Genomic DNA, 14,968 nt, shown 5'->3' with positions numbered 1-14,968 from the left:
TGAAACAACACCCGCCGTTTCACGTGAAACAGCGCCGCTCAGGCCGGAACATGCACCGCCTCGACGCGGCTGACGACCAGCCGCTCACGCTCGCGGCGGGCGGCCCGGCGGCGCAGCCGCAGGATCTGTGAGACACCGACCGCTTCGAGGACGAAGACCGAGGCGAAGGCGATCCGGTAGTTGTCGCCGGTCGCGTCCAGCAGGACGCCGATCGCGAGCAGCGTCGTCATCGATGCGGTGAAGCCGCCCATGTTGACGATGCCGGAGGCGGTGCCCTGGCGCTCGGGCGGGTTGGCGGGCCGGGCGAAGTCGAAGCCGATCATCGACGCCGGACCGCAGGCGCCCAGCACGGAGCAGAGCGCGATCAGCAGGCCCATGGGCGCATGGTCGGCCGGCCAGCTCAGCACGCTTGCCCAGAGCAGGGCGGTGGCACCGACCGTGCCCAGTGCCAGCGGCATGCGGGCGGCGTGGTGGCGGGCGATGATCTGGCCGTAGACCAGCCCCACGGCCATGTTGGAGAGCACCACCAGGGTGAGCAGTTCACCGGCGGTGCCGCGGGACAGGCCCTGTGCCTCGACGAGGAACGGCAGGCCCCACAGCAGCAGGAAGACCATGGCCGGGAACTGGGTGGTGAAGTGCACCCACATGCCCAGCCGGGTGCCGGGCTCCCGCCAGGCGTCCGCGATCTGCCGGCGCACGAACCCGGTGCCGGTGTGCCCGGCCGGGGCCGGCGGCGGCTCGAAGCCCTCGGGGTGGTCCTTGAGGAAGGCCAGCAGCACGATCAGCACGACGATGCCACCGGCCGCACTGGCGGCGAAGGTCGGGGTCCAGCCGAAGGTGTGCAGGAAGCGGGCGAGTACGAGGGTGGAGATGAGGTTGCCGGCCATGCCGACCAGCGCGGCGATCTGGGCGATCATCGGGCCGCGCCGGGCCGGGAACCAGCGCGAACCCAGCCGCAGCACGCTGATGAAGGTCATCGCGTCACCACAGCCCAGCAGCGCGCGCGAGCCGAGCGCCATGGGGTACGAAGCGGAGAGCGCGAAGCCGAACTGGCCGGCGGTGTAGAGGACGACGCCGAGGGTCAGCACCCTTTTGGCGCCGAGCCGATCGACCAGCAGGCCGACGGGGATCTGCATCCCCGCGTACACCAGCAGCTGGAGGATGGAGAAGGTCGACAGCGCCGAGGCGTTGATGTGGAAGCGTTCGGCGGCGTCCAGCCCGGCCACGCCCAGGCTCGTGCGGTAGGTGATCGCGACGAAGTAGACGGCGACGCCGATGCCCCAGACCGCCATGGCCCGGGGGCCGCCGGGCGGGTCGGCGGGCAGCAGCCGGGCCCCGCCGCCCATGCCGGAGCGGGCCGAACCGCCGCCCACGGAGCCGGAACCCGGGCCGGATCCGCCGTCTATGGAGCCGTCCGGTCCGCCGGTGCCACCGCTCATCGCACGTCTCCCTGGGCGAGGTTGCGGACCCAGCTGACGTGCCGGTGCACGACCTCTGTCGCGGCGTCCGCGTCGCCGGCCCGCAGCGCGTCGAGGATCTCGGCGTGCTCGGCGATGTTCTTCGCGATCCGGTCGGGGTGGGCGTGCATCACCGCGACGCCCATCCGCAACTGGCGGTCGCGCAACTGCTCGTAGAGCCGGTCCAGGATCTGGTTGCCGGCACTGCGCACGATGGCGGCGTGGAAGGCGCGGTCGGTGACGGACACGGCGGCCAGGTCACCGGACGCGGCCTGCTCGCGCATGGTGTCCAGCAGCTCGGTCAGCTCGGTGAGCAGCGGCTCGCTCGCGGGCACCGCCTTGGCGGCGGCGTGCTTCTCCACCAGCAGCCGGGTCTCGACCACGTCGGCGATCTCCTGTGCGGAGACCGGCAGCACCATGGCGCCCTTCTTCGGGTAGAGCTTGAGCAGCCCCTCGACCTCCAGGCGCAGCAGCGCCTCGCGCACCGGCGTCCGGGACACCCCCACCGCGTCGGCCAGCTCGCCTTCGGTGAGCAGCATGCCGCCCTCGTAGCGGCGCTGCAGGACGGCGTCCTTGACGTGCGCATAGACCCGCTCGGCGGCGGGCGGTTGTCTGGCGGTGGATTCTCCGGCGGGGGCGGTGGGCGTGGACGCTGTGGGCATGCGCACAGGATAGATACAACAGGTATGCGTCCGAAACGTGATTCCGCGATGCGGACGATCGGTGGGTGCGGACGGGCGGACCGGCGGACGGGCGCGGACGATCGACGGACGGCCGGGGCCTTGGGTCAGCCCGGCATCCGCCCCTGGGCCACCAGGCGGTCCACGACCTGGGAATGCGCCGGGGCACAGCGCTCGCGCGCCTCCCGGCGGTCGAACCAGGCGTATTCGGCGATCTCCCGGCCCGGCACCGGCACGATGTCCTGCGGCCCGCCGGTGAAGCAGGTCATGTGCAGCCGGCGGCCGTTCTTGCCGTGCGCGACGTCATGGATGACGAACGCCTCCGTCAGGGTCCCGGCGGGGACGTCGAGGCCGAGCTCCTCGGACAGCTCCCGCGACAGCGCCTCAGGGGCGGACTCCCCGGGCTCGTACTTCCCACCGGGGAGGTAGAACGTGTCGTTGCCGCGGGTGCGGACGCTCAGCAGCCGGCCCTCCCGCACGTGCAGCCAGCCCACCGACCTCAGCGGCGCGGCCCGCTCCAGGACAAGCAGCGGGTGGCCGGTCTCCTCGTCCACCCGCCGCCCCCGCTCGGTGAAGCCCAGGTGCGCGTAGAAGCGGCGGGCGCGGGCGTTGCCCTCGAAGACCTCCAGGGTCAGCGCGCCGTACCGCGCCGCCGCGCGTTCCACCAACTGCCGCCCTGCGCCGCCGCCTTGGGCCTCCGGCGCGACGAACAGTCCGCCGATCTCGCCGCCGGGGAGCAGGCCGAGCAGCCCGATGACCGTGCCCGCGCGTTCGGCGACCCAGTTCTCGGCCCGGACGAGATACACCTCGCGGAGGATCCGCGCGCGCTCGCCCTCGCCCTCCCCCTCGATGAACGGATGCGCCCGGCGCACCGCCCGCGACCAGAGATCGACGACAACGTCCTGGTCAGCGTCCCGGTACCGGCGGATGATCACGTCGCGGCTCATTCCGCCGACGGTAAGCGGCTCCGGACGGCGACCGCAAACCCTTTCCCGGCCCCGGTCGCAAGGGGGACCACAGGCGGACGGCGGGTCCACCTCAGGTCTGACCCGAGTCCGTACCTCGCGCGTACAGAGCGGCCCGGATTCCATGGGTGAATGGAGGCATGGAGCCGGGGAGGCTCCGGGATTCCAGGGGAGTTGACCATGCAGTCCAGGACGAACGCCGGCCGTCGTGCGCGGAACACCGTCGTACTGGCATTGATCGTCGCCGGTCTGTGGGCGGGGATCGCGCTGACCCGCGGCGCCGCACACGCCGATGAGTCCCGCCCGACCGGGCCGGTGGCCCACTTCAGCCGCGCCGTGGAGCTCATCCGCGGCTGACCGGCCCTACGACCGGACCGGGTGCGGCGCGCCGCGGTAGGTGCCGAAGGACCAGCGGTTGCCCTCCGGATCGCGGGCGCTGAAGCCCCGCGACCCGTAGTCGGTGTCGGCCGGTTCGTCGGTGATCTCCGCACCGGCGGCCCGGGCGCGAGCACACAGCGCGTCGGGCCGGTCGGTGACCACATAGGCACCGGAGGCACCCGGCTGCAGCCCGCAGGGGTCGTCGTCCGCCTCGCGGACGGAACCGAGCATGATGCCGCCGCCCTCCGGCCAGGAGAGCTCGGCGTGCGCGACCCGCTCCCCGTCGCCGTACACCGCGGTCGCTTCAAAGCCGAAGGCCTCGGTCAGGAACCGGATCAGGGCGCGGGCGTCCCGGGCCCGGAGCATCGGCCACACCTGGGGCGCGGGTGCCGGCGCGGAGCCGTGCGGGGATGTGGTGGTCTCAGATGTGGTCTGCGGCATGAGCGCCGTTCCTCCTCGGTCGGTACGGCCCCGGGTGGGCCGCCGGCCTCAGCCTTTCGCGCAGCCGTCCGCCGGGGCTTGGACGTTTCGGAACTCCTCGGCGAGCCACCGGCTGGGCGGACAGCCGGCCAGCGAGCGGAACTCCCGGGCGAGGTGCGCCTGGTCGAAGTAGCCGCAGTCGGCGGCCAGTTCGGCGAGGAGCGGCGGCGAACCGGTACGGGCCGCGGCGCCCAGCCGTCGTCGTGCGCGGTCGAAACGGATGACCCGGGCGGCGGCCTTGGGCGTCAGACCGGTTTCCTGCCGGCAGCGGGCGGTCAGATGGCGGGCGCTCCAGCCGATGTCGTCGGCGAGCGCCGCGACCGGTACGGCGCCCCGGGAGGCGGTCAGCAGCTGCCAGGCGCGGGCGACCTCGGGCGCCGGGGCGGACCCCGCGCCACCCGGCTCCCGGTCCAGCCACCGCAGCAGATGGGCGTCCAGCAGCGCGAACCGCTCCGGCCAGCCGGCGGCCGCCCGCAGCCGCTCGGCGATGTCCCGACCCCGCGGCCCGAGCACCGCCTCCGCGGGAAGATCGAGATCGGCCAGCTCACCGGCCGGCAGTCCCAGCAGCGCCCGGGCGCCCAGCGGGTGCAGACCGAGCTGGATGCCGGACTGGCGGCCCTGATGGGTGATCAGCGCGGGACGGGTGTGCAATCCGCCGAGGAGGGTGGCGTAGCTGCCGGGAGCCTGGCCGGGGTCCGGGTGACCGGCCAGGGTGAGCGGTTCGTCGAGGGTGAAGATCAGGGTCAGCCGGGGCGAGGGCAGCCCGCGGTGGAGGGCGGGCGGGACCCCGGCCTGCCGGTATGCGGCGTAGGAGCTGACGTACGGCCGGAGCGCGGGCGCGGGCCGGGCGATCAGCTGTTCGTCGACGGCACCGGACGGGACGGCAGCGGGCGCGGTCCTGGCATGAGGGCGGGCCGGTCCGGCGGGGGCGTGGGGCGGTGTTTCACGTGAAACACCGGCCCCGGCCCCAGGCGTCGTTTCACGTGAAACGACGCCCTTGCCCGACCGGCCCCGCATCCCGGGTCAGCCCCAGGTGATCAGCCGCTTCGGCCGCTCCAGCACCGCCGCGATGTCCGCGAGCAGCTTGGAGCCCAGCTCGCCGTCGACGAGACGGTGGTCGAAGGACAGCGCGAGGGTGGTGACCTGGCGCGCCTTCACCTTGCCCTTGTGCACCCAGGGCTGGAGCTTGATCGCACCGACGGCGAGGATCGCCGACTCCCCCGGGTTGAGGATCGGCGTACCGGAGTCGACACCGAAGACACCGACGTTGGTGATGGTGACGGTGCCAGCGCTCATGGCCGCCGGAGAGGTCTTGCCCTCGCGGGCGGTGGCGACCAATTCGCCCAGTTCCTCGGCGAGTTGCGGGAGCGTCTTGGACCCGGCGTCCTTGATGTTGGGGACGATCAGCCCGCGCGGGGTGGCCGCCGCGATGCCGAGGTTCACATAGTCCTTGTAGACGATCTCCTGGTTCGCCTCGTCCCAGGACGCATTGACCTCCGGGTGCCGCTTGAGCGCGACCAGGAGGGCCTTGGCGACGATCAGCAGCGGGTTGACCCGCAGGCCGGCCATGTCCGGGTCCTGCTTCAGTTCCTGGACGAGCTTCATCGTGCGGGTCACGTCGACGGTGATGAACTCCGTGACGTGCGGCGCGGTGAAGGCGCTGGCCACCATCGCCTGCGCGGTGGCCTTGCGTACGCCCTTGACCGGTACCCGCCGCTCGCGGGCCGCGGCGTCCACGACACCGGTCACCGCGGGCGCGGCAACCTGTGCGGCGGGAGCCTCCACGGCCGGTGCCTGCGCCGGTGCCGGGGCGGCGGCCGCGTGCACGTCCTCGCGGGTGATGATGCCGTCCGGCCCGGTCGGGGAGATGGTCGCCAGGTCGATGCCGAGGTCCTTGGCGAGCTTGCGCACCGGCGGCTTGGCCAGCGGCCGCCCGGCGGTCCCGGCACCCACGGGCCGGGCGTCCGGCGTCACCGTGGCGGCCGGCTGCGGTGCGACGGGAGCGGCCGGCTGCGCCGCGGGCCGCCCGTTCAGCTCGGCCTGGAGCGCGGCCTTCACCGGCTCCGGCTGGGCCGGCACACCGGCCTGCGGCTTGCGCGCCCGGCGCTTGGTCGAGGACGGCGCGGCGCCGTAGCCGACCAGTACCGCCTGCCGGCCCTGCGGCTCGGCGTCCTCCTCGGCCGGTACGGCCTCCTGCGGCGCGCTCGCGGTCGAGGGGGCCTCGGCCGGTCCCGCGCCCGGGTCGGTGTCCACCGCGATGATGGCGGTGCCGACGTCGACGGTCACGCCCTCGCCGAAGCGCAGCTCGTGCACCACCCCGGTGTAGGGGATGGGCAGTTCGACGGCGGCCTTGGCGGTTTCGACCTCACACACGACCTGGCCGTCGGTGACGGTGTCACCGGGCTGGACGTACCACTTGAGGATCTCGGCCTCGGTGAGCCCCTCGCCCACGTCGGGCATCTTGAACTCGCGGAAGCGCTGGGCGTTGGCGGTGCCTGTAGTCATGGTTACGAACTCTCCTCAAACCCTCAGTACGCCAGCGCACGGTCGACGGCGTCGAGCACCCGGTCCAGACCCGGAAGGTACTCGTCCTCCAGCCGGGAGGGCGGGTACGGGGCGTGGAAGCCGCCGACGCGCAGGACCGGGGCCTCCAGGTGGTAGAAGCACCGTTCGGTGATCCGGGCGGCGATCTCCGCGCCCGCGCCGAAGAACACCGGCGCCTCGTGGACGACGACCAGGCGCCCGGTCTTCTGCACCGACGACTGCAGGGTGTCGAAGTCGATCGGGGAGAGCGAGCGCAGGTCGACGACCTCGACCGACTTGCCCTCCTCGGCCGCGACCTTGGCGACGTCCAGGCAGACCTTCACCATCGGGCCGTAGGCGGCCAGCGTCAGGTCCGAGCCGCTCTGGGTGATCCGGGCCTTGTGCAGCGGGTCCGGGATCGACTCGGTGTCCAGCCGCGACTTGTCGTGGTAGCGCCGCTTGGGTTCGAAGTAGATGACCGGGTCGTCGCCCGCGATGGCCTGCTGGAGCATCCAGTAGGCGTCGGAGGAGTTCGAGGGAGTGACGATCTTGAGGCCCGCGACGTGCGCGAACAGCGCCTCGGGGGACTCGGAGTGGTGCTCGACCGCACCGATGCCGCCCGCGTACGGGATGCGGATGACGACCGGCACCTTGATCTTGCCCAGCGCGCGGGCGTGCATCTTGGCGAGCTGGGTGACGATCTGGTCGTAGGCGGGGAAGACGAAGCCGTCGAACTGGATCTCGACGACCGGGCGGTAGCCGCGCAGCGCCAGGCCGATCGCGGTGCCGACGATGCCCGACTCGGCGAGCGGGGTGTCGATCACCCGGTCCTCGCCGAAGTCCTTCTGCAGCCCGTCGGTGACCCGGAAGACGCCGCCGAGCTTGCCGACGTCCTCGCCCATGACGACGACCTTGGGGTCGGCCTCCATGGAGGCGCGGAGCGAGGCGTTGATCGCCTTGGCGATGGTGATCTTCTCGTGGACGGCCATGGTCAGTTCCCCTCCGCCAGGACATCGGCATCGACGAACGACGCCTGGTACGCGGCGAACTGCGCGCGCTCCTCATCGACGAGCGCGTGCCCGTCGGCATAGACATTCTCGAAGATCGCCATGGTGTCCGGGTCCGGCATGGCGCGTACCGCGTCGCGGACCCGCTTGCCCAGGGCCTCGCTCTCCTCGTCGATGGTCGCGAGGTACGCCTCGTCGACCAGGCCCTCGGCCTCCAGGTACGTGCGCAGCCGCAGGATCGGGTCCTTGGCCTCCCAGGCCACCCGCTCCTCGTCCCCGCGGTAGCGCGTCGGGTCGTCGGAGGTGGTGTGCGCGCCCATCCGGTACGTGAACGCCTCGATCAGCATCGGGCCCTGGCCGGTGCGCGCCCGCTCCAGCGCCGCCTTGGTCACCGCGAGACAGGCCAGCACGTCATTGCCGTCGACCCGTACGCCGGGGAATCCGAAACCGCGGGCGCGCTGGTAGAGCGGCACCCGGGTCTGCTTCTCGGTGGGTTCGGAAATGGCCCACTGATTGTTCTGGCAGAAGAACACGACGGGGGCGTTGTACACCGCGGAGAACGTGAAGGATTCCGCGACATCGCCCTGGCTGGAGGCACCGTCACCGAAATACGCGATGACCGCGGAATCCGTGCCGTCCTTCTGGACACCCATCGCATAGCCGGTCGCGTGCAGCGTCTGCGAACCGATCACGATGGTGTAGAGGTGGAAGTTGTTGCTGTTCGGGTCCCAGCCGCCGTTGTTGACGCCGCGGAACATGCCCAGCAGATTCGTCGGGTCGACCCCGCGGCACCAGGCGACGCCGTGCTCGCGGTACGTCGGGAAGACGTAGTCGTCGTCGCGCAGGGCACGGGCGGAGCCGATCTGAGCCGCCTCCTGGCCCAGCAGCGAGGCCCACAGGCCCAGCTCGCCCTGGCGCTGGAGGGTGGTCGCCTCGGCGTCGAACTTCCGCGTCAGCACCATGTCGCGGTAGAGGCCGCGCAGTTCTTCGGGGGAAAGGTCGATGGCGTAGTCCGGGTGCTCGACCCGCTTCCCTTCCGGGGTCAGCAGTTGTACGAGCTGATCCTGCTCCGCCTCTTCGGGCCGGCCGTTGGTACGGGCCTTGGCCGGGGACGCCTTCTTGGCCGGCGTCGCCTTTTTGGCGGTGGTGCGCTTGCTGCTGCCGCGGGTGTTTTTCCGCTGCGCAGTGCCTTCCACGGTCACGTGCTGCTCCTCCGTCTGTCCGGCCCCCGGGGTCCGCCGGTGGCCGTATTGCGGCTCACCCGGTATCCGATACGGCGCACGGGGTGTGTGCGAACGCGGCCGGATCCGGGTGGAACAAAGCTCCCGGACAGTGGCCTGCTCATTGCACGTTACCCATTGTCAAAGCCGAAGTGGAAACGGCGCTGACCTGCGATTTTGCTTGGATTTCCAAGTAAAATCACGAAGGCTGGAACAACTCCTGGTCACAGCGTTGCAGGCCGCCGGGACAACGGCACGTTATATCGGTGACCTGGAGCACGGGAAGACTTGATGTGTGAGACTGGGCCCGTGCCCGAAGACGGAAAAATCACGGTATTTCTGCTCGATGACCATGAAGTCGTCCGCCGCGGGGTGCACGAAATGCTCGCTGTCGAGGCGGACATCGAGGTGGTCGGCGAGGCCGGCACCGCCGCAGATGCCCTGGTCAGGATCCCTGCGACGCGTCCCGACGTGGCTGTGCTGGACGTCCGACTGCCGGACGGCAGCGGGGTCGAGGTCTGCCGGGAGATCCGTTCACAGAATCCGGACATCAAGTGCCTGATGCTCACCTCCTTCGCGGACGACGAGGCGCTCTTCGATGCGATCATGGCCGGTGCGTCCGGTTATGTCCTCAAGGCCATCCGGGGGAACGAACTGCTTTCCGCCGTACGTGACGTGGCCGCCGGCAAGTCGCTGCTCGACCCCGTGGCCACCGCCCGCGTACTGGAGCGGCTGCGCGACGGCAACGCCGCCAAGGGGGACGACCGGCTGGCGAGCCTGACCGAGCAGGAGCGCAGGATCCTCGACCTGATCGGCGAGGGCCTGACCAACCGCGTCATCGGGGAGCGGCTCCACCTCGCCGAGAAGACCATCAAGAACTACGTCTCCAGCCTGCTCTCCAAGCTCGGCATGGAGCGCCGCTCCCAGGCCGCCGCCTATGTGGCGCGCCGGCAGGCGGAGCGCCGCTGACCGAGGGGTCACGGGGCGGCCACGCCGCGGGTTCCGCCACTACTGCGGCCGCCCGGGTCATGGCGATTCAGGACCATCGTCCCGTTCGTTCCAGGCTGCCGGACCCTGTTGACCGCCCGCCCCCACCGGCAGGGTGGCGGCATGCCCACCGACCACCACCGTGCCATCGAGCTGCTCGGCCGCACCCGCTACGGCCGGGTCTCGGCCAGTCGGCGGGCGCTGCCCTTCACCACCGTCACCCGGCACCTCGTCCTGGACGGCGGGCGGCTGATCCTCCGGTTGCACGGCGGCTACGGCTACCACCGGGCGCTGGACGGGAGCGTCGTCGCGTACGAGGCCGACAACGTCGGCAGCGGGGCACCGGACACCTGGTCCGTGCAGGTCATCGGCACCGCCCGGGTGACCGTCCCGGACTCCGCCGAGCGGGAGCGGTTCGGCCGCACACCCCGGCTGGCGGACGGCGTGCCCTTCGATCCCGTCTTCCTGCGCGTCGAGCCGGAGTTCGTCACCCTGCACCACCTCACCGAGGCGCCGGCCGCCGACCTCGCTCACTCTGGGTGAGGCTTTCCGATACCCCCACCCGCATAGGTGTAGTTGATCTAACATCTGGCGCGTGCTGCGCTCATCTGTAGTCCGGACGGCGGCGACGCCCGACAAAGACGCCCTCGGATCCCTGCTCCGCCACTACACCGGCGCCGGCGCGCCGCTGTCCTGCGAACCCGTCGCCGAGGGCCTGCTCAACCACGGCTACTTCCTCGCCACCACCCGCGGCCGCTACTTCCTCAAGCACCACCTCGACGGCGACCTGGCCGCGCTCACCCGCCAGCACCGCGCCACCCGGCGGCTCGCCGCACTCGGCCTCCCGGTCGCCCCGCCCGTCGCCGACGCCGACGGCCGCACCGTCACCGTCCTCGACGGCCGCTGCTACGCGCTTCACCCCTGGGTCGAGGGGCGGCACCTGAGCGGGGCCGCCCTGACCGCCGGCCAGTCCCGCCGGCTCGGCGCCCTGCTCGGGCTCGTGCACACCGCGCTGGCCCAGGTCATGGCGGACGAACCACATCCGCCCCGGCTGCCCTGCGCGGACGCCGGCGCCGACCCCGAGCGGACCTTCGAGACCATCGACGAGCTGCTGGACCTGGCCCGCTGCGCCCGCCCGCGCACCAGCTTCGACGAGCTCGCCGAGCACCGGCTGCTGGAGCGTCGGGCCCTCCTGGAACGGCAGGCCCACCGGCGCCCGGCACCCGGCGCGGAACCCGCCACCGGCTGGGTGCACGGCGACTTCCACCCGCTGAACGTGCTCTACCGCGGCACCGAGCCGACCGCGATCGTCGACTGGGACCGGCTGGGCGTCCAGCCCCGCGCCGAGGAGGCGGTGCGCGCCGCCGCGATCTTCTTCGTACGCCCCTGCGGCACCCTGGACCTGGCCAAGGTCGCGGCGTATGCCGGTGCCTACCGCAGCGCCTGCGGAGCCGGTGCCGACGAGCTCGCCGCGGCCGTCCACCGGGTGTGGTGGGAGCGGCTGAACGACTTCTGGATGCTCACCTGGCGCTACCAGCTCGGCGACCGCCGCACCGATCCGCAATTCCCGGCGGCGGCCGCCCTGGCGGTGTGGTGGACCCGCGAATACCGCGCCGTGCGCGACGCGTTCACCCGCTGACCCGTGACGGCGCGCGGCCGGTCAGCCGCCGGTCGTGCCCAGCGTGGTGCCGCTGTCCGCGCCCGAGGACGCCCCGCTGTCCGTCCCGGCCGTCGAGCCGCCGTCGGCCGTCCCGCCGTCCGCGGTGCCGCCGTCGGCCGTGCCACCGTCCGCGGTGCCGCCGTCGGCCGTGCCACCGGTGGTGTCGGTGGGCGGCTCGGTGGTCGGCTCCTCGGTCGTCGGCGGCTGCGAGGTCGGCGGCTCGGAGGTCTGCGGGGTGCTCGGCTGCGTCGTCGGCGCCTGGGTGTACGAACCGCTGTCGCCGCCGGTGCCCTCCGGCTGGGTCTCCGGAGTGGTCGGCTCCTCGGTCGTCGGCTCGGTGGTCTCCTTGTGCTTCTTCGGCGTCGGCGACTGCGTGGTGGGGGTCTCGTGCTTCCGGCCCGGGTCCTTGGTGTTCTGCAGCGCGAATGCCACCCCGACCGCGATGGCGATCAGTGCGAGCGCCGCGATCAGCCAGACCTTGCCGCGGCCGCCCCTGGCCGGGCGGGGCCCGCCCTCGAAGCCGCCGTCGTCCTCCCGCATTCCGTGCGTGAGGATCGGCTGCGCCGTGGTCTGGCCGGCGTCGGGGTGCGGCAGCGCGGTGGTCGCGGCGGTCCCCATGACAGGGGAGTGACCACCCTCGTGCATGACCACCGGGCCGGTGTTCCAGGTGCCGGTGTGCCCGCCCTGCTCCTGCAGCATCTGCAGCGAGTACTGGACCAGGCCGCGCATCTCCTCCGCGGTCTGGAACCGGTCGTCGGGGTCCTTGGCCAACGACCGCATGACCAGGCCGTCCAGCTCCGGCGGCACGCCCTCGGCGACCTCGGAGGCCGGCACCGGCATGTCCTGGACGTGCTGGTAGACGACCGAGAGCGGGGTCTCACCGGTGAACGGCGGCCGCAGGGTGAGGAGTTCGTAGAGCAGACAGCCGGTGGCGTAGAGGTCGGAACGGGTGTCGACGGTCTTGCCGAGCGCCTGCTCCGGGGAGAGGTACTGGGGCGTACCCATGACCATGCCGGTCTGGGTCATGGTGGACTGCGCGCCGTGCAGAGCGCGGGCGATGCCGAAGTCCATGACCTTCACGGCGCCGCTGTTCGTGATGATCACGTTCGCGGGCTTGATGTCACGGTGCACGATGCCGTGCTGGTGGCTGTAGGCCAGCGCCTCCAGCACGCCCGAGACGATGATCAGCGCCTGGTCCGGCGGCGGGGCGTCGGCGTTCAGCAGCAGATCGCGGATGGTCCGGCCCTCGACCAGCTCCATCACGATGTACGGCACGGTGTTGCCGCCGACCAGGTCCTCACCGGAGTCGTAGACCGCGACCACCGCATGGTGGTTCAGCCCGGCCACGGACTGTGCCTCGCGGGTGAAGCGGGCCTTGGACACCGGGTCCTCGGCGAGGTCGGCACGCAGCAGCTTCACGGCCACGGTGCGGCCGAGGCGTACGTCCTCGGCGGCGAACACCTCCGCCATACCGCCGCGCCCGAGGCGCCGCGTGAGCCGGTACCGGCCGTCGCCGACCAGGCCGCCGTTGCCCCACATCTCCGGTGCCTCGGGGACATGGGAGCCGGTGGCCTCAGGATCGGACGGGCCCTGGGGGCTCTGCGTCGGTGCCATCGGTCCTCGCCGTCGAATCGATCCGCCCGGGAGCGGTAAGGTCATCGGTCTTCGCTAGAGCACGCTACAGGTTCCGCGGCACCCACCGGTCCGTCGTGGACCGGCCATCAAACCCGCCGTTCGCCTGACATCGCAAGTTCACCCCCGGTGATTCAGGGTGCCGAACGTCTCAGGTCCGTGACCGGATCTTGCACATCTGGTCACGGAACGGGCACACAGCTTGACGTGTCCGGGCCCTGGGGCACACTTGGCTCCGGAATTCCAGATTTGATCGCTATAACGTACGGGTAGTGCGCCGTGCGCCTAGGGGGAAGCGGAACGATGAGCCAGGACGGCGCTCAGGGCCAATTCGAGGGCCGTTCGGTCGGCGGAGGACGTTACCAGCTTCGTGATCTTCTCGGGGCCGGCGGAATGGCATCCGTGCACCTCGCGCACGACACCGTGCTCGACCGCGACGTCGCGATCAAGACACTGCACACCGAGCTCGGCCGCGAGCAGGCCTTCCGCGAGCGCTTCCGCCGCGAGGCGCAGTCAGTGGCGAAGCTCACGCACACCAACATCGTCTCGGTCTTCGACTCCGGCGAGGACGAGCTCGACGGCGGCATGGTGCCGTACATCGTCATGGAGTACGTCGCGGGCCAGCCGCTGCGCTCCGACCTCGACGCCGATATCGCCCAGCACGGCGCGATGCCGACCGAAAAGGCCCTGAAGATCACCGCCGACGTGCTTGCGGCGCTGGAAGTCAGCCACGAGATGGGCCTGGTCCACCGCGACATCAAGCCCGGCAACGTCATGCTGAACAAGCGCGGCGTCGTCAAGGTCATGGACTTCGGTATCGCCCGCGCCATGCAGTCCGGCGTGACGTCCATGACCCAGACCGGCATGGTGGTCGGAACCCCGCAGTACCTCTCCCCCGAGCAGGCGCTGGGCCGCGGGGTGGACGCCCGCTCCGACCTGTACTCCGTCGGCATCATGCTCTTCGAGCTGCTGACCGGCCAGCTGCCGTTCGACGCGGACTCCCCGCTCGCCATCGCCTACGCCCATGTCCAGGAAGAGCCGCCGGTCCCGTCGAGCATCAACCGCTCGCTGCCGCCGGCCGTGGACGCGCTGGTGGCCCGGGCGCTGAAGAAGAACCCCAACGAACGTTTCCCCACCGCCGAGGCGATGCGGGACGAGTGTCTGCGCATCGCCGGGTCCGGCCAGTCCGGTGCCACCCCGCTGATCATCGGTGAGGGCCCGCGGGCGCGCACCAGCGGCTCCTCGGTGTCCTCCGCGGTCTTCCCCACCACGTCCGGAAACCCGCAGACGCCGCTCCCGCCGAACGTCCAGCAGCCCTACCAGCCGACGCAGGCGGTCGGCTTCGGCCCGCAGACGCCCCCGCCGCCGCCGAACAACGCCTACCCGACGCCGGCCCCCGGTCCGGTCCCGGGCCCGGCGCCGTTCAACACAGGTGGTTACCAGGCTCCGCCGGCGTACACCCCGCCCCCGCCGCCGGTCACCGCCTCGATGCCGTCGGCCGGCGGGCCCGGCGGGCGGAAGAACAACACCCCGGTGATCGTGGTCTCGGCGATCGTCGGTGTCGTCGTGGTCACCGCGATAGCGATCGGCATCGGTCTGAGCGCCGGTTCCACCGACGACACCGGCGGCGACGTCACACCGTCCAGCTACTCCGCTTCGCCCAGCGAGAGCGTCCGCCCCGAGGACAAGACGGCGACGATCCTGACGTCCGAGTGCACCAACCCGACCAAGAGCTACGCCGACAAGCGCAAGATCCTCTTCCCGTCGTTCCGGTTCAAGAACCTGGACTCGGTGAAGGAGTGCATCAAGGCGGCCGGCTGGAAGTACAAGATCGTCAAGGAAGAGGACAGCGCGATCTGGGGCAAGAACACCGTCACGGATCAGTCCCCGGCCGCCATCAGCTGGTGGTACCCGACCAAGGACGCCACGATCGAGCTGACCATCTCCACCGGTCGCAGCGGCTGACGGTCGCACCGCAT

The 14,968-nt window shown here is 71.5% G+C and carries 14 protein-coding genes; 5 read left to right on the top strand and 9 right to left on the bottom strand.

Annotation, left to right across the window (positions count from 1 at the left end; translation table 11 throughout):
* Positions 1–38 precede the first annotated feature (38 nt).
* The 3 genes from AB0E02_RS11585 to AB0E02_RS11575 all read right to left on the bottom strand — a co-directional run bounded on the left by AB0E02_RS11585 (position 39) and on the right by AB0E02_RS11575 (position 3,084).
* Complete coding sequence (locus tag AB0E02_RS11585) at positions 39–1,292, bottom strand: MFS transporter (RefSeq protein WP_351534322.1); 1,254 nt, start codon at positions 1,290–1,292, stop codon at positions 39–41.
* Between the two features lie 143 nt (positions 1,293–1,435).
* Complete coding sequence (locus AB0E02_RS11580) at positions 1,436–2,119, bottom strand: GntR family transcriptional regulator (protein WP_362137800.1); 684 nt, start codon at positions 2,117–2,119, stop codon at positions 1,436–1,438.
* 125 nt (positions 2,120–2,244) lie between these two features.
* Entirely contained in the window at positions 2,245–3,084 is an 840-nt protein-coding gene (locus tag AB0E02_RS11575) for a GNAT family N-acetyltransferase (protein ID WP_362137799.1), read from the bottom strand.
* Between the two features lie 198 nt (positions 3,085–3,282).
* Here AB0E02_RS11575 and AB0E02_RS11570 point away from each other — a divergent pair, with 198 nt between their 5' ends.
* Positions 3,283–3,459 (top strand): hypothetical protein, encoded by a 177-nt coding sequence (locus AB0E02_RS11570; RefSeq protein WP_362137798.1) that lies wholly within the window; start codon positions 3,283–3,285, stop codon positions 3,457–3,459.
* Positions 3,460–3,465: 6 nt separating this feature from the next.
* Here the strand turns inward: AB0E02_RS11570 and AB0E02_RS11565 are convergent, their stop codons facing one another.
* The 5 genes from AB0E02_RS11565 to pdhA are packed head-to-tail and all read right to left on the bottom strand — an operon-like array spanning position 3,466 to position 8,692.
* Positions 3,466–3,921: a VOC family protein gene (locus AB0E02_RS11565; RefSeq protein WP_362137797.1), complete on the bottom strand. Its 456-nt coding sequence runs from the start codon at positions 3,919–3,921 to the stop codon at positions 3,466–3,468.
* A gap of 48 nt (positions 3,922–3,969) precedes the next feature.
* Positions 3,970–4,977, bottom strand: coding sequence for a helix-turn-helix domain-containing protein (locus AB0E02_RS11560; protein WP_362137796.1), 1,008 nt, complete (start codon positions 4,975–4,977; stop codon positions 3,970–3,972).
* A 6-nt stretch (positions 4,978–4,983) separates the two neighbouring features.
* The gene (locus AB0E02_RS11555; protein WP_362137795.1) at positions 4,984–6,465 is read right to left on the bottom strand and encodes a dihydrolipoamide acetyltransferase family protein; all 1,482 of its coding nucleotides are present in this window, start codon (positions 6,463–6,465) and stop codon (positions 4,984–4,986) included.
* A gap of 23 nt (positions 6,466–6,488) precedes the next feature.
* A complete protein-coding gene (locus AB0E02_RS11550) occupies positions 6,489–7,472 on the bottom strand; it encodes an alpha-ketoacid dehydrogenase subunit beta (protein WP_362137794.1) in 984 nt (327 codons plus the stop codon).
* Positions 7,473–7,474: 2 nt separating this feature from the next.
* The gene (gene pdhA / locus AB0E02_RS11545) at positions 7,475–8,692 is read right to left on the bottom strand and encodes a pyruvate dehydrogenase (acetyl-transferring) E1 component subunit alpha (RefSeq protein WP_362137793.1); all 1,218 of its coding nucleotides are present in this window, start codon (positions 8,690–8,692) and stop codon (positions 7,475–7,477) included.
* Between the two features lie 327 nt (positions 8,693–9,019).
* Here pdhA and AB0E02_RS11540 point away from each other — a divergent pair, with 327 nt between their 5' ends.
* From AB0E02_RS11540 to AB0E02_RS11530, 3 genes are all read left to right on the top strand, one after another.
* Entirely contained in the window at positions 9,020–9,679 is a 660-nt protein-coding gene (locus AB0E02_RS11540) for a response regulator transcription factor (protein ID WP_362137792.1), read from the top strand.
* A gap of 141 nt (positions 9,680–9,820) precedes the next feature.
* Positions 9,821–10,240, top strand: coding sequence for a pyridoxamine 5'-phosphate oxidase family protein (locus AB0E02_RS11535; protein WP_362137791.1), 420 nt, complete (start codon positions 9,821–9,823; stop codon positions 10,238–10,240).
* 52 nt (positions 10,241–10,292) lie between these two features.
* Entirely contained in the window at positions 10,293–11,336 is a 1,044-nt protein-coding gene (locus AB0E02_RS11530; protein ID WP_362137790.1) for a phosphotransferase, read from the top strand.
* 21 nt (positions 11,337–11,357) lie between these two features.
* Here AB0E02_RS11530 and AB0E02_RS11525 read toward each other — a convergent pair whose 3' ends face one another.
* Complete coding sequence (locus AB0E02_RS11525; protein WP_362137789.1) at positions 11,358–12,971, bottom strand: protein kinase; 1,614 nt, start codon at positions 12,969–12,971, stop codon at positions 11,358–11,360.
* A gap of 321 nt (positions 12,972–13,292) precedes the next feature.
* Here AB0E02_RS11525 and AB0E02_RS11520 point away from each other — a divergent pair, with 321 nt between their 5' ends.
* Positions 13,293–14,954, top strand: a complete 1,662-nt coding sequence (locus AB0E02_RS11520) for a protein kinase (RefSeq protein WP_362137788.1) — start codon at positions 13,293–13,295, stop codon at positions 14,952–14,954.
* The last annotated feature ends 14 nt before the right edge of the window (positions 14,955–14,968 follow it).

The sequence above is a fragment of the Streptomyces sp. NPDC048196 genome (genome assembly GCF_040652715.1).
GTDB lineage: Bacteria > Actinomycetota > Actinomycetes > Streptomycetales > Streptomycetaceae > Streptomyces > Streptomyces siderophoricus.
This window is presented reverse-complemented; position numbering and strand designations above follow the sequence as displayed.

Bases quoted from the DNA above. Each gene is read 5' to 3' on its own strand.
- AB0E02_RS11585 (WP_351534322.1), bottom strand. From the start codon at position 1,292: ATGGCGGTCTGGGGCATCGGCGTCGCCGTCTACTTCGTCGCGATCACC.
- AB0E02_RS11580 (WP_362137800.1), bottom strand. From the start codon at position 2,119: ATGCCCACAGCGTCCACGCCCACCGCCCCCGCCGGAGAATCCACCGCC.
- AB0E02_RS11575 (WP_362137799.1), bottom strand. From the start codon at position 3,084: ATGAGCCGCGACGTGATCATCCGCCGGTACCGGGACGCTGACCAGGAC.
- AB0E02_RS11570 (WP_362137798.1), top strand. From the start codon at position 3,283: ATGCAGTCCAGGACGAACGCCGGCCGTCGTGCGCGGAACACCGTCGTA.
- AB0E02_RS11565 (WP_362137797.1), bottom strand. From the start codon at position 3,921: ATGCCGCAGACCACATCTGAGACCACCACATCCCCGCACGGCTCCGCG.
- AB0E02_RS11560 (WP_362137796.1), bottom strand. From the start codon at position 4,977: ATGCGGGGCCGGTCGGGCAAGGGCGTCGTTTCACGTGAAACGACGCCT.
- AB0E02_RS11555 (WP_362137795.1), bottom strand. From the start codon at position 6,465: ATGACTACAGGCACCGCCAACGCCCAGCGCTTCCGCGAGTTCAAGATG.
- AB0E02_RS11550 (WP_362137794.1), bottom strand. From the start codon at position 7,472: ATGGCCGTCCACGAGAAGATCACCATCGCCAAGGCGATCAACGCCTCG.
- AB0E02_RS11535 (WP_362137791.1), top strand. From the start codon at position 9,821: ATGCCCACCGACCACCACCGTGCCATCGAGCTGCTCGGCCGCACCCGC.
- AB0E02_RS11525 (WP_362137789.1), bottom strand. From the start codon at position 12,971: ATGGCACCGACGCAGAGCCCCCAGGGCCCGTCCGATCCTGAGGCCACC.
- AB0E02_RS11520 (WP_362137788.1), top strand. From the start codon at position 13,293: ATGAGCCAGGACGGCGCTCAGGGCCAATTCGAGGGCCGTTCGGTCGGC.